Annotated in this window: 10 protein-coding genes; 5 read left to right on the top strand and 5 right to left on the bottom strand. The window is 71.0% G+C overall.

The annotated features are described in order from the left end of the window. The first annotated feature begins 6 nt into the window (after positions 1-6). A complete protein-coding gene (locus tag EDF28_RS18670) occupies positions 7-1554 on the top strand; it encodes a methyltransferase (RefSeq protein ID WP_260155093.1) in 1548 nt (515 codons plus the stop codon). Between the two features lie 22 nt (positions 1555-1576). On the opposite strand, the gene EDF28_RS18665 is transcribed toward EDF28_RS18670, so the two are convergent. Together EDF28_RS18665 and EDF28_RS18660 are read right to left on the bottom strand one after the other, a co-directional pair. After that, on the bottom strand, positions 1577-2437 hold the full coding sequence (locus EDF28_RS18665) for an NAD(P)-dependent oxidoreductase (protein ID WP_123939387.1): 861 nt from the start codon (positions 2435-2437) through the stop codon (positions 1577-1579). A gap of 245 nt (positions 2438-2682) precedes the next feature. Beyond that, complete coding sequence (locus EDF28_RS18660) at positions 2683-3273, bottom strand: TetR/AcrR family transcriptional regulator (RefSeq protein WP_123939386.1); 591 nt, start codon at positions 3271-3273, stop codon at positions 2683-2685. A gap of 131 nt (positions 3274-3404) precedes the next feature. Between EDF28_RS18660 and EDF28_RS18655 the strand changes: the two genes are divergently transcribed. Beyond that, positions 3405-4673: an MFS transporter gene (locus EDF28_RS18655; RefSeq protein ID WP_243648859.1), complete on the top strand. Its 1269-nt coding sequence runs from the start codon at positions 3405-3407 to the stop codon at positions 4671-4673. A gap of 57 nt (positions 4674-4730) precedes the next feature. Continuing rightward, positions 4731-7241, top strand: coding sequence for a glycoside hydrolase family 3 protein (locus tag EDF28_RS18650; protein WP_395875477.1), 2511 nt, complete (start codon positions 4731-4733; stop codon positions 7239-7241). Between the two features lie 448 nt (positions 7242-7689). Here the strand turns inward: EDF28_RS18650 and EDF28_RS18645 are convergent, their stop codons facing one another. Then, positions 7690-8706, bottom strand: a complete 1017-nt coding sequence (locus EDF28_RS18645; RefSeq protein WP_123294963.1) for an LLM class flavin-dependent oxidoreductase — start codon at positions 8704-8706, stop codon at positions 7690-7692. Between the two features lie 87 nt (positions 8707-8793). Here EDF28_RS18645 and EDF28_RS18640 point away from each other — a divergent pair, with 87 nt between their 5' ends. Both EDF28_RS18640 and EDF28_RS18635 read left to right on the top strand, forming a co-directional pair. Further along, positions 8794-11418 (top strand): RNA helicase, encoded by a 2625-nt coding sequence (locus EDF28_RS18640; protein ID WP_221182591.1) that lies wholly within the window; start codon positions 8794-8796, stop codon positions 11416-11418. Continuing rightward, the gene (locus tag EDF28_RS18635) at positions 11418-11930 is read left to right on the top strand and encodes a GNAT family N-acetyltransferase (RefSeq protein ID WP_123939385.1); all 513 of its coding nucleotides are present in this window, start codon (positions 11418-11420) and stop codon (positions 11928-11930) included. Before EDF28_RS18640 ends, EDF28_RS18635 begins: the two co-directional genes overlap by 1 nt. 31 nt (positions 11931-11961) lie before the next feature. Here EDF28_RS18635 and EDF28_RS18630 read toward each other — a convergent pair whose 3' ends face one another. After that, on the bottom strand, positions 11962-12999 hold the full coding sequence (locus EDF28_RS18630; protein WP_123939384.1) for an NAD-dependent epimerase/dehydratase family protein: 1038 nt from the start codon (positions 12997-12999) through the stop codon (positions 11962-11964). An 86-nt stretch (positions 13000-13085) separates the two neighbouring features. Beyond that, positions 13086-13607, bottom strand: a complete 522-nt coding sequence (locus tag EDF28_RS18625; protein ID WP_123294960.1) for a ribonuclease H — start codon at positions 13605-13607, stop codon at positions 13086-13088. Positions 13608-13666: the final 59 nt, after the last annotated feature.

Raw genomic sequence — 13666 nt, 5'->3', positions numbered from 1 at the left:
GACTCCGTGCACACGCTGCCCGACATCGGCGCTGACCCGGCCGTGACGACGGCGCTCGCCGCGGACCTCGACGCCGCCGGCTTCACCGTCGACCGGGTCGACGCACTCTGGGGGACCGAAGCGGCCGCATCGCTGCACCGGGGGTCGCGAGTGGCGGCCCGCCGTGCCCTGGCTGCTCGTGAGACATCCCCGCTCGGCACCCTCGCCACCCTGTTCGTGCTCGGGCTGCCGACGTCCCGCGCGGACGCAGCTGCCGCGTTCCCGACCGCCGGGCTCGACGCCGTGGTCGCGGCAGGCCTGCTGCGGGTCTGCGACACCGACGCCGCAGTCGTGGAGCCGACGGTGGACCTGCGCCCCTACGCCTTCGTCGACGACCTCGGCGCCGGCAGCTGGTGGATCGTCTCGGACCTCGGCGAACTCGCCCTCGGCCACGCGATCAGCGAGGAGCACGTCCTCGGCATCGGCGGCGCCACCACCACGCTGAGCGGCCTGCAGGTCCCCGTCCCCGTCCGCACGGTCCTCGACCTCGGCACCGGATGCGGGATCCAGGCCATGCACGCCCGGCGCTTCGCCGAGCACGTGGTCGCCACCGACATCTCGCGCCGCGCCCTCGACATCGCCCGCTTCAACGCGCAGCTCAACGGCATCGACGGGATCGACTTCCGGTACGGTTCGCTCTTCGAGCCCGTCGCGGGGGAGCGGTTCGACCGCATCGTGTCGAACCCGCCGTTCGTCATCACACCCCGTCGGCCGGGCGTCCCCTCGTACGAGTACCGCGACGGCGGCATGGTCGGCGACGCGCTCGTCGAGACCGTGCTCCGCGGCCTGTCCGAGCACCTCGAGCCCGGTGGGACCGCGCAGCTGCTCGGCAACTGGGAGTACCACTGGGGCGTCGACGGCCTCGACCGTGTGCGCAGCTGGTTCGCGGACACCGACCTCGACGCGTGGGTCATCGAGCGCGAGCGCCAGGACCCCACGTCGTACGCCGAGACCTGGATCCGCGACGGCGGCACGAAGCCCGGGACGCCCGAGTTCGACACGCTCATGGGCGCCTGGCTCGACGACTTCGCGGACCGCCGCGTCACCGGCGTCGGCTTCGGGTACGTCGTGGTGCGTCGAGCCCTGCCAGGAGGAACGGCGAGCCTCCGCCGGTTCGAGCGCGTCCCCGAGACGCTCGGCTCCAACCCCGCCGGGCTCGGCGCCACGGTCGCTCGCGTCCTGGACGCGGCGGCGTGGCTCGCCGCGCACGACGACGTGGCGCTCGCCACGGCGCACCTGACGGTGGCGGGCGACGTCACCGAGGAGCGCTACTACTGGCCGGGCAACGACGACCCGACGGTGATGTCGCTCGTGCAGGGCGGCGGACTCGGACGGCGGGTGGACGCGGACACGGCGCTCGCCGCGTTCGTCGGAGCCTGCGACGGGGACTTGTCCGTCGCGGCGATCGTCGGCGCGCTCGCGCAGATCACGGGCGTCGACGAGGAGGTGCTCGCCGCCGACCTGTTGCCGGCGGCGCGCGACCTGGTGCTCGACGGGCTGCTGCTGCCGGCCTAGCGAACGGACGGCGCGGTCGCTGTCAGCGGCCGTCGCGCCAGCTGTGCTCGGGGGCGTAGCCGAGCAGCTCGCGGGCCTTCTCGGACGACAGCAGCGAGCTGACGCCGTCGATGTCCGCGCGACGCTCGATGTCGGGCACGTAGCGCTCGACGAGCTCGATCGTCGGGGTGTCCATCACGGTGTCGGGGCTCGCGATGACGAACGCCTCGAACCCGGTGAGCTCGGCCTCGACGGCCTTGCGGACCGCCTGGGCACCGTCACGCGAGTCGATGTAGGACCACAGGTTGAAGGTCTTCGCCTCGGGGGTGGCGTCCCACGGGAACGCCGGGTAGTCGGTCTCGTCCATCACGTTCGAGAACCGCAGGCCGATCATCTTCAGCTCCGGGTCCCAGCGGGTGAAGTGGCGGGCCATCTCCTCTTCGACCGCCTTGCCGAGCGAGTACGACGACTGCGGGCGGACCGCGAACTCCTCGTCGACGGGCAGGTAGGGCGGGTGGTGATCGCCCATCGGGATGCCGAGCAGGGTCTCGCTCGACGCCCACACCAGGTTCTTGATCTTCGCGGCGCGTGCGGCGTGGAAGACGTTGATCGACGCCGTCACGTTGTTCGTGATGAGCGCCACGTCGGGGACCTGCCCCGGAGCGGGCACGGCCGCGAGGTGCACGACGGCGTCCACGTGGTCGTACCGGTCGTCGATGCCGAGCAGGGCGTTCAGGACCTGGCCGTAGTCGGTCAGGTCGATCCGGACGAACTGCACGCCCTCGGGCTGGTCGGGTGAGGGCACGCGGTCGAGCAGCACCACGTCGTACCCGTGCGCATCGAGGTCGCGCACCACCGCTCGTCCGAGCTTGCCGCTGCCGCCGGTCACCACTACACGCGTCATCGCGTCACTCCACATCGTCGTCGGGTCGCCCTCCGGGCACGCCCCATCCTGCCCGGCGCCGCCTGACCCGACCAGGCCCTGTCCGTACCCCGCTCCGCCGCGCGAACCAGGTTCCGGACACGACACCACGGAATCGCTCGGTGCTGTGTCCGGAACCTGGTTCCGGCGGGGCGCGCGCGGGAGCGTCGGCGGGGAACGCGCGGGGCCGTCGGCGGGGAGCGCGCGGGGCCGTCGGCGGGGGAGCGTCAGGCGGTGGGGGCGACCTGGGCGATCGCGAGCCGGGCCACGAGCTCGACGTGCTGCGCCATGTCCCGCGACGGGTCGAACAGCCACTGGATCTGCATGCCGTCGGACACCGCGAGCAGCACGCTCGTCAGTTCCTCGGCATCGACGTCGGCGCGGAGCCGTCCGTCCTGCTGCATGGTGCGGAAGTCGGCGGACAGGTCGCGACGGCTGCGCTCGTAGCGCTCTTGGAAGTACGCGTGCGCGGGGTGCTCGGGGTCGGTCGCAGCTGCGGCGGAGAGGTTGACGAACATCTGCACCAGGCCGGGGACCTCGGCGTTGTGCCGGACGATCGCGGCGAGCAGGGCGGCCGGGTCCGGCGCCTGCCAGTCGTAGTGCAGGTCCATCTCGTCGCGTCGTCGCAGGATCTCGACCCAGAGCTCGTCCTTGGAGTCGAAGTAGTGCAGCAGTCCGGCCTGAGTCAGTCCGACGGCGTCGGCGATGTCCTTGATGCTGGTGCGGCGGAACCCCTGCGAGGCGACGAGGTCGAGCGCGACCGTGAGGATCTCCTCGCGCTTCGCGATGCCCTTCGCGTACGAACCCCGTCGTGCCATGGCAGGACTGTACCGCTCGGAGTGCACACAGAAAACCTAGCCGCACTTGGTTTTGGTGTTACCGTGGGCGGAGCCGCCGACGAAGGCGTGCGAGTCACCGGTGCAGGTGGCGTACCCGAGAAGAGGTTGCAGTGGCCAACGACGCCCTGACCGTCAACGACACCCCGACCGCAGTCGCACCCACGCGCGGCCGAGGTGCCCCGCTCATGTACACGCTCGGCATGCCGATCGCGATGCTCGGCCTGTACATCGCGCTGCTGCCGCCGGTGCTGGTCGCCATGGCGCTCAAGGTCGCCGAGATCGCACCGGACAACCAAGCAGGTGTGCTCGGCCTGGCACTCGGTGTCGGCGCGTTCGCCGCGATGGTCGCCAACCCCCTGGCCGGTCGCTTCAGCGATCGGACTGCCGGGAGGCTCGGCATGCGTCGTCCGTGGATCATCGGTGGCACCGTGGTCGGCTTCGCGGGCCTCGTGGTCGTCGCGACGACCACCTCGACCGTCGTGCTCGTCCTCGCGTGGGGCGTCACGCAGATCGCCTACAACGCCACGATCGCCGCCATGACCGCGGTCCTGCCGGACCACGTCACGCGGTCCCAGCGCGGCCGGGTCGCGGCGCTGCTCGGGCTCTCCCAGAACCTCGCGCTCGTCGGCGGCACGTTCCTCGTGCAGCTCTTCTCGACCTCGGCGACGCAGATGATCATCCCCGGTGCGATCGGGTCGATCGTCGTCGTGCTCTACGCGCTCGTGTTCCGCGACCGCGTGCTGACCCACCGGCCGACGTCGAAGCTCGGCATCGGGCAGGTCTTCGGCTCGTTCGTCTTCAACCCCGTTAAGCACCCGGACCTCGGCTGGGCCTGGCTCACCCGGTTCCTGATGGTCGCCGCGCAGTACACCGCGGTGAGCTACCTGACGTACTTCCTGCGGGACGACATCGGCGTGGACCCGGACCACGTCGCGAACGCGGTGTTCCAGGGAACGCTGTGGAACGTCGTCGGCATCGTGCTCACCTCGCTGATCGCCGGCTGGCTGTCGGACAAGCTCGGCCGCCGCAAGCTGTTCGTCGCGATCGCGGGCATCGTCGGCGTGGTCGGGCTCGTGATCATCGCGCTCGCGCCGTCGCTCGGCATGGTCCTGGTCGGCGAGTTCGTGATGGGTGCCGGCATGGGCGTCTTCTACGCCGTCGACCTGGCGCTCATCACCGACGTGCTGCCGTCCGACGAGGACAACGCGAAGGACCTCGGCGTCGTCAACATCGCGCAGGCCCTGCCCCAGTCGATCGTGCCCGCGGCGGCCCCGGGCGTCATCGCCCTGACCGGCGGGTACAGCGGCTTCTTCATCACCGGTGCCGTCGTCGGACTGCTCGGCATCGTCTCGGTGTCCCGCATCCGCGGCGTGCGCTGACCACGCTTCCCCAGGCTCTGAACGAAAGGACCGACCACCGTGACTACCGTGAACGACGTGACCCTCCCCTCCGACTCGGCCGCCCCGCCGCTCCGCGACGCCGCGGTACCGGCCGGCGGGGGCCCAGCCTCCAGTACGGCCGAGCGCATCGACGCGCTCGTCGACCAGCTGACCACCGACGAGAAGGTGCAGCTCCTGACCGGGCGCGACTTCTGGACCACCTGGCCCATCGAGAAGATCGGGCTGCGCCGGATCCTGATGTCGGACGGCCCCTCGGGCGTCCGTGGTGAGGTCTGGGACGAACGCGACCCGTCGCTGAACCTGCCCTCGGCGACCGCGCTGTCGGCGTCCTGGGACCGCGCGATCGCGAAGCGCTACGGCGCAGCAGCAGCCGTCGAGGCACGCCGCAAGGGCGTCGACGTCGTCCTCGGCCCGACCATCAACCTGCACCGCTCGCCGCTCGGCGGCCGGCACTTCGAGGCGTTCAGCGAGGACCCGGTCCTGACCGGTGACCTGGCTGCGTCGTACGTCGACGGTGTGCAGGAGAACGGCGTGGCCGCGACCCCGAAGCACTACATCGCGAACGACTACGAGACCGACCGCTTCACCGCGTCGACCGAGGTCTCCGACCGGGCCCTGCGCGAGCTGTACCTGCTCGCGTTCGAGAAGGCCGTGACCGAGGCACACGCCTGGGCGATCATGTCGTCGTACAACTCCATCAACGGCGTCACCGCGTCGGAGCACGACCTGCTCGAGACGCCGCTGAGCTCGGAGTGGGGCTTCGACGGCATCGTCGTGTCCGACTGGACCGGCGTGCGCTCGGTCGACTCGGCGAAGGCGTCGCAGGACGTCGCGATGCCGGGCCCGAACCAGTGGTGGAGCGAGGGTCCGCTGCTCGCCGCGGTGCAGTCCGGTGACGTGCCGATCGAGGCGATCGACCGCAAGGTCCGCCGCATCCTGACCCTGGCCGCCCGCGTCGGCGCACTCGAGGGCTTCGAGCCCGTGGCCGCGCAGCCGGTGCACGTCGAGGACGGCGTCGCCTTCGTCCGCGAAGCGGAGGCCGAGGGCACCGTCCTCGTCCGCAACACCGGCGTGCTGCCGCTCGACGCGCCCGCCGTGTCCCGCATCGCCGTCATCGGCCACAACGCCGACCAGGCCCGCACGCAGGGTGGTGGCTCGGCCACGGTCGTGCCGTCGCAGGTCGTCTCGCCGCTCGACGGGATCCGCTCGGCGTTCCCGGGCGCCACGGTCGACTACGCGATCGGTGCCGTCGTGCAGGAGGGCATCGCGGAGTTCCCGCTGTCCACCATCACGAACCCCGGTACCGGCGAGCCCGGCGCCCGCGTCGCCTTCGTCAAGGACGACCAGGAACTGTACGTCGAGGACCGCCGCGCCACGGCACTGTTCTGGTTCGGCGGCGACGCCCCCACGCGGGAGGCCGACCGGCTCGACATCACCACGACCTACACCGCGCCGTCCTCCGGCACCGTGCGGATCGGCATCGGGGCGGCCGGCCGGTCGCGGATGTGGATCGACGGGGAGCTCGTGCTCGACGAGGACGTGCCCTTCGAGGGTGACCAGCTCGGCGCGGCGTTCCTCAACCCGCCGGCACGTTCGGTGCCCGTGTCGGTGACGTCCGGGCAGCAGGTCGCGATCCGCATCGAGTACGACGTCATCCAGGACGAGACCCTCGGCGGGGTGCTCGCGTACCAGTTCGGCACCGAGCCGTCCGACGAGGACCCGTCGGTGCTCATCGATGCCGCAGTCGAGGCTGCCCGCACGGCTGACGTCGCCGTGGTGGTCGTCGGCACGAACTCGAAGGTCGAGTCCGAGGGGTACGACCGCTCATCGCTCGCGCTGCCCGGCCACCAGGACGACCTGGTGCGTGCGGTCGTGGCGGCCAACCCGAACACGGTCGTCGTCGTGAACGCCGGCTCGCCCGTGGAGATGCCGTGGCGGAACGACGTCGCCGCGGTCCTGCTCACCTGGTTCGGTGGGCAGGAGTACGGCAACGCGCTCGCCGACGTGCTGACCGGCGCGCAGGAGCCCGGCGGACGTCTGCCCACCACCTGGCCGGTCGCGATGGCCGACGTGCCCGTGCTGGACGTCACCCCCGTCGACGGCAAGGTGTCGTACGACGAGGGCGTCCACATCGGGTACCGTGCCTGGCTCCGTGCCGGCACCACGCCGGCGTACCCGTTCGGGCACGGCCTCGGCTACACCTCGTGGACCATCGACGGCGTCGTCGCGACGCCGACCGTGTCCGAGGGTGATGCGGTCATCGTCACGGCGACGGTCGTCAACACCGGATCGCGCGCCGGCAAGCACGTCGTGCAGGTCTACGCCTCGCGGGAGTCCTCGGCGGTGGACCGTCCGGCGCGCTGGCTCGTCGGGTTCGCCCCGGTGCGCCTCGACGCGGGGGAGTCGACCGAGGTCTCGATCGAGGTGCCGGCCCGGGCGTTCGCGCACTGGGACGGAGCCTGGCAGTACGAGCCCGGCGCCTTCACGCTGCACGTCGGAGCCTCGGTCACCGACGAGTCCGGGAGCGCGGCCCTCGAACTGGTTTGATCAGTTCGTCCGGTTTCCGCGCACCGACGACGCCTGTTGAGTAACATCGGTGTGCGCCAGTCGGCTGGTTACCGTCGGCGCACGCACCGACTACGGGGTCGCTGGTTGTGCGACTCAGCCTCCTGATCCGGCTGACGATGCCCCAGCTTCCCCGGTGCGTCCAGAATGCGTCCCCGCGTCCGCGCGGGGGCGCATTCGTTCGTCCCGACTGTTTCCGTCCTGGAAGGGGTTCGGCGAACCGGTTGACGGACTTCGTGCGATCCGGGCAAAACGGGTGACGGATGATCAACTTTCTCGTCCTGGGGGCGCACCTCAGTGTGACAAACCGCTCGGTAGGTGGAACGATGGTCCCACCATCCCGTGCGGATCAGGGACGAGATGGTCATCCGGCAGGGCTCTCGAGCATCACCGACTCGATCTGAGCCCCGCCGGGTGTCCTGATCCGTTCTCAGGCCCGCAGTGCCGGCGCGATCTCCTCGGCGACGATGCGCAGGATCCGCTCGTGGGCGGCCACGTCCCCGTTCGCGGGCAGGGTGATCACGAGCTCGTCCGTCGCGGTGACGGCGGGGTCGGCGAGCAGGGCGTCGACGATGGCGGCCGGCTCGCCGGACAGCACCTTGCTGAACCGGAACGGCGGACCGGAGAGCGGTCGGCCCTCGTCGTCCATGCCCGAGGCGTACCCGGTCAGGAACTCGTCGTGGACCGCGCGGTCGTGGTCGTCGAGCAGCGGCACGACGATGCGGCCCACCGCGACCTTCGACGTGCGGCCGGTCCCGCCGTGCAGCTCGGTGAACCGCTCGCGGTAGGCGGCGATCTGGTCGGCCTGCGCCTGGGCGAAGGGTGCACCGGTGTCCTCGGTGTTCAGGGTCGAGCAGTGCAGGAGCAGCCCCTTCTCGGCTGTGCGCACCGCGGTGCCCATGCTGCCGCCGCCCCACCAGACGCGGTCGCGTAGGCCGGGGCTGAGCGGCTGCAGGGTCAGGTCCGCACCGGCCGGGATGCTCTCGTAGCCAGAGCCGGCGCTGCCGAGTGCGTCGCCGTCGAGCACCTCGAGCAGTCGGGCAGCCCGGGCCTCGGCCTCGTCGCGGAACGAGCGGTCGACGGAGCCGAACACCGGGTCGAGGATCGGCCCGTACCCGGCGATGCCCGTGCTGATGCCGAGCTGCACCCGCCCGCCGCTCAGCAGGTCGACCGTGCTGGCGTCCTCGGCGAGGCGCACCGGGTCCTCGTAGCGCATGCCGAGCACCGCGGTGCCGAAGGCGATGGTGCTGGTCCGTTGGGCCGCGGCGGCGAAGAACGTCATCGGGCTCGTCAGGAAGGGCTCGAAGTGCCGACCGCGGACCCAGCCCGTGCCGTAGCCGAGGGTCTCGGCCGTCTCGAACAGCCGCAGACCATCCTGCAGGGCGCTCGCCGCACCCGCAGTGCCGCCGTGGTTCGGGACGAAGGTGAGGAAGCCGAGTTCGCGCATGACGCGAGTCTATGCGCGCGTATGGAGCCGGGCCTCCCGGTCGTCCGTACCGACCACCTCGTCACCGCAGCCTGGGAGGATGGGGCCATGACCGACGTCACCACCGTGCCCCCGCTCGTCGCCGCGATCCCGGCGGCGGTGGACGGCGTCGTCGACGCCGACGAGGTCTACGAGGCCTTCGCGGCCTGGGCCGAGGAAGGCGGCCGGCCGCTGTACCCGGCACAGGACGAAGCGGTCATCGAGCTCGTCTCCGGCGCGAACGTCGTGCTGAGCACCCCGACCGGCACCGGCAAGTCGCTCGTCGCGGCCGGCGCGCACTTCGCCGCGCTCGCCGAGGGCAAGCGGAGCTACTACACGGCACCGATCAAGGCGCTCGTCTCCGAGAAGTTCTTCCAGCTCGTCGAGCTGTTCGGCGCGCAGAACGTCGGCATGGTCACCGGCGACTCCAGCGTGAACGGCGACGCCCCCATCGTCTGCTGCACCGCCGAGATCCTGGCGAACCTCGCCCTGCGCGAAGGACCCGACGCCGACGTCGACGTCGTGGTGATGGACGAGTTCCACTTCTACGGCGACCCCGACCGCGGCTGGGCCTGGCAGGTGCCGCTGCTCGTGCTCGAACGTGCGCAGTTCCTGCTGATGTCGGCCACCCTCGGGGACGTCACCACCATCGCCGACGACCTGTCCCGACGCACCGGCCGACCCACCGCCCGCGTGACCGGGGTCAGCCGACCGGTGCCGCTCGAGTACGAGTACGTGATGACGCCCGTGCAGGAGACCGTCGAACGGCTGCTGGAGGAGGGCAAGGCGCCGATCTACATCGTGCACTTCGCCCAGGCCGCGGCGCTCGAACGGGCGCAGTCGCTGATGTCGGCGAAGGTCGCTGATCGTGCGCGTCGAGACCGGATCGCGGAAGCGATCGCGGGCTTCCGTTTCAGCGCCGGCTTCGGACAGACCCTGTCCCGCCTGATCCGCGCCGGCATCGGCGTGCACCACGCCGGCATGCTCCCCAAGTACCGACGGCTCGTCGAGCAGCTTGCACAGCGCGGGCTGCTGCCCGTCATCTGCGGCACCGACACCCTGGGCGTCGGCATCAACGTGCCGATCCGCTCCGTGCTGTTCACCGGGCTGACGAAGTTCGACGGCACGAAGATGCGGCAGCTGTCCGCGCGTGAGTTCCACCAGATCGCCGGCCGTGCCGGACGCGCCGGGTACGACACCGAGGGTGACGTCGTCGCCGAGGCCCCCGAGCACGACATCGAGAACGCCCGCGCCGTCGCCAAGGCCGGCGACGACCAGAAGAAGAAGAGCAAGATCAAGCGGAAGAAGGCGCCGGAGGGGTTCGTGTCCTGGGGACAAGCCTCGTTCGACCGGCTCATCGGCGCCGAACCGGAGCCGATGGTCTCGCGGATGCGCATCACGCACGCGATGGTGCTGTCGGTGGTGGCCCGCGGCGGTTCGGCGTTCGACGAGGTGCGCTCGCTGGTGTTCGACAACCACGAACCGCGCGCCCGCCAGCTCGCGATGGCCCGGCGTGCCCTCGTCATCGCCCGGACGCTCATCAACGCGCAGGTCATCGAGCGGGTGCCGGGGCCTCCGGTCTCCTACCGGCTCACCGTCGACCTGCAGTCGAACTTCGCCCTCAACCAGCCCCTGTCCCCGTTCGCGCTCGCCGCGTTCGAGCTGCTCGATCCTGCTTCTCCCACGTACGCGCTGGACATGGTCTCGATCGTCGAGGCGACACTGGACGACCCGCGGGCGATCCTGTCGCAGCAGCAGTTCAAGGAGCGCGGCGAAGAGGTCGCCCGCATGAAGCGCGAGGGCATCGAGTACGAGGAGCGGATGGAGCTGCTCGAGGAGGTCACCTGGCCTCGCCCGCTGTCCGAGCTGTTGGAGGCGGCGTACGAGACGTACGCGGCTGAGCAGCCCTGGGTCCTCGACTTCCAGCTCTCGCCCAAGGCCGTCGTGCGCGACATGTACGAGCGCGCGATGACCTTCGGCGACTTCGTGCGGTTCTACCAGCTCACCCGGTCCGAGGGGCTCGTGCTCCGGTACCTGTCCGACGCCTACCGGACCATGCGGCAGACCATCACCGAGGAACAGCGGAACCAGGAGCTCGACGACCTGATCGAGTGGCTCGGCGAGGTCGTCCGGCAGACCGACTCCTCGCTCGTCGACGAGTGGGAAGCGCTGCTCAACGGCGACGTGCTGCTCGCCCTCGCCGAAGAGCAGGAGATCGCGCCGCCGCAGCCGGCACGGCTCACCGGCAACGTGCGGGCCTTCACCGTGCTCGTGCGGAACGCACTGTTCCAGCGGGTGCTGCTCGCTGCACGCGACGACGTCGACGGACTCGGGGCGCTCGACGCAGCAGCCGGTTTCGACGGTGACGCGTGGGACGCGGTGCTCGAGGAGTACTACGAGGAGCACGACACCATCGGCACCGATGCCGAGGCGCGGTCGATGTCCTACCTGGTGCTCGACCAGGCGGGGGCGACGGGTGCCGGGGCGACGCGTGTGGGGGCGTCCGGCTCTGGGGCTGCAGGCTCGGCGCGTGTGTGGCGTGCCCGGCAGATCTTCGCGGACCCGTCAGGCGACAAGGACTTCGGGTTCTCGGCGACGATCGACCTCGACGCCTCGGACGAAGCCGGTGAGGCCGTGGTCCGGGTCACCGAGGTCGGTCGGTTCGACGGGTGGGCCGACGTGGACGTGGACTGATGCCGGCCGGTGCTGGTTCGTTCGTCGTGCGAGCGCTCGGTGCGGACGACGTCGACGCGCTGCAGGTGCTGCTCGAGACCGTGCCGGACTACGCCGAGCGGATCACCGGGTACCCGCCGGGTCCGTCCGACGGGCTGAGCGCACTGATGTCGGTGCCGGACGGCTTCGACCCGGCGGGCAAGTACGGGATCGGGCTGTGGGACGGCGAATCGCTCGTGGCGTTCGCGGACGTGCTGCTCGGGTACCCGGCACCGACCACGGCGTACGTCGGACTGCTCGTCGTCCGCGGCGATCGGCAGGGTTCCGGCCTCGGACGAGTCCTGCACGAGGCCGTCGTGTCCCTGGCGGCCGACGCCCGCGCCGACCGACTACGACTGGGGATCGTGGCGACGAACGCGGTCGGTGCCGAGCCGTTCTGGCGGGCGCTCGGGTACGCGCCGACAGGGGAGCGGAAGCCGTACCGGTACGACGGGCTCGAGAGCACGGTGGCGTTGTGGGAGCGGGCGGTCTGATCCTCGTGGGTCAGGGGTGGACCAGGGTTGGTCAGGGGTGGACCAAGCCCTTCGCCACCAGGCTCCGGGCCGCCGCCACGATCGCCTCGTGCGGATCACGAGGGGTCCAGCCGAGCACGGTGCGCGCTCGCTCGTTCGAGGTGCGCTTGGCGTAGCCGAGGTCGGGCACCATCGCACGGAACTGCGGCTGGGTCTCGGCCGCGGTCCGTACGACGTCGTCGGGCAGCGTCTGCGTCGGGACTGCCCGGGCGTCGTCACCGAGGTGCTCGCGCAGGGTGGCGGCGATCTCGGCCATCTCGAGCGCCGGGCCGTTCGACAAGAGGAACCGCTTGCCCGCTGCATCCGGGGCGGTCGTCGCGGTGACGTGCGCCGCGGCGACGTCACGCACGTCGACGATGGGGATGAACAGTCGCGGTGTCGCGGGCATCGCGCCGGAGAGCATGGCCTGCAGGATGTGGTTCGCACCGGACACCGCGTGCCCCATTGCCGGGCCCATCACCGCGACCGGCATCGTCGTGACGAGCTCCGGCGCACCGGGCTCGGACGCGACGAAGTCCCACGCGGCCCGTTCGGCGAGGGTCTTGCTCTTCCCGTAGGCGTCGACTCCGGGCCCGTCGAGCACCGTCCAGTCGGCCTCGGCGAACACGTGGTCGGAGTGCGGGTGGCCCCAGCTGACCGCGTGGAAGGCCGAGGTCAGCACGACGCGATCGACTCCGGCCGTGTGTGCGGCGCGCAGCACCCGCAGTGTCCCCTCCACCGCCGGACGGATCACGGTGTCCTCGTCCTCGACGTGGCCGGGCATCACCGGCGAGGCGACGTGGTGCACGACGTCGATGTCCGCGACCGCCTGGGCCCATCCGTCATCGGACGTCAGGTCGGCGGCGACGAACTCCAGCCGGTCGTCGGCGGTCAGGCCGGCCTCGGCGAGGACCGCACGGACCTCGGGTGTACGGTCGAGGGACCGGATCGTGGTGCGGACGCGGTGCCCGGCGTCGAGCAGCTGCAGGATCAGGTGGCCGGCGATGAAGCCGGAGCCGCCGGTGACCAGGACGTGTTCGGTGTTCTCCATGCGCCCAGCATCGTCTCGGGGTCGGATGCGGACCAGTGCCTCGGTGTTCCTGGGTCTCCGAGACCCAGGCTGACCGAGCTCGTCGGTCAGAAGAGCGTGGCCGGCGGGGTCGCCTCGGGCAGTGCGGACGGCTCGGTGACCTCGACGCCGGGCCAGCCCGGACCGTGCGGCACGTCGGTGTGGTTCTGGTAGGCGGTGGCCGCACCACGGGCGCGGACGTCGGCGGCTTCGTTCATCTCGTGGCCGACGTGCCCGCGGACCCACTCGAACGTGACCTTGCGGCCCTGCAGTTCGGCGTCGAGCTCCTTGATGATCTCGACGTTCATGACCGGCTTGCCGTCGGCCTTGCGCCAGTTCTTCCGCTTCCACCCGGCGAGCCACTCGGTGCAGGCCTTGATGGCGTATTGGCTGTCGCACAGGATGTGCAGCGGCTCGCCGGAGTCCTTCGTCGCGCGGAGCAACTGCAGGACGGCCGTGAGCTCGCCGATGTTGTTCGTTGCCCGGGGCCAGCCACCGGCGGCCCAGCGGTCGTCGTCGACGTACCAGGCCCAGCCAGCGGGGCCGGGGTTGCCGAGGGCTGAGCCGTCTGCTGCGGCGACGATCGTCACGAGTGGACCTCCTGGTCGGGGCTGGTGCCCGTCGAGCGTAACGGACGGTCGAGTGCCGT

Origin of the sequence: Curtobacterium sp. PhB137, from assembly GCF_003814955.1 — a bacterium.
In the GTDB taxonomy this organism is placed as follows: domain Bacteria; phylum Actinomycetota; class Actinomycetes; order Actinomycetales; family Microbacteriaceae; genus Curtobacterium.
This window is presented reverse-complemented; position numbering and strand designations above follow the sequence as displayed.

What these genes read in the sequence shown, in the direction of transcription:
- EDF28_RS18665 (WP_123939387.1), bottom strand. Translation starts at nt 2,437, where the DNA reads ATGACGCGTGTAGTGGTGACCGGCGGCAGCGGCAAGCTCGGACGAGCG.
- EDF28_RS18660 (WP_123939386.1), bottom strand. Translation starts at nt 3,273, where the DNA reads ATGGCACGACGGGGTTCGTACGCGAAGGGCATCGCGAAGCGCGAGGAG.
- EDF28_RS18645 (WP_123294963.1), bottom strand. Translation starts at nt 8,706, where the DNA reads ATGCGCGAACTCGGCTTCCTCACCTTCGTCCCGAACCACGGCGGCACT.
- EDF28_RS18640 (WP_221182591.1), top strand. Translation starts at nt 8,794, where the DNA reads ATGACCGACGTCACCACCGTGCCCCCGCTCGTCGCCGCGATCCCGGCG.
- EDF28_RS18635 (WP_123939385.1), top strand. Translation starts at nt 11,418, where the DNA reads ATGCCGGCCGGTGCTGGTTCGTTCGTCGTGCGAGCGCTCGGTGCGGAC.
- EDF28_RS18630 (WP_123939384.1), bottom strand. Translation starts at nt 12,999, where the DNA reads ATGGAGAACACCGAACACGTCCTGGTCACCGGCGGCTCCGGCTTCATC.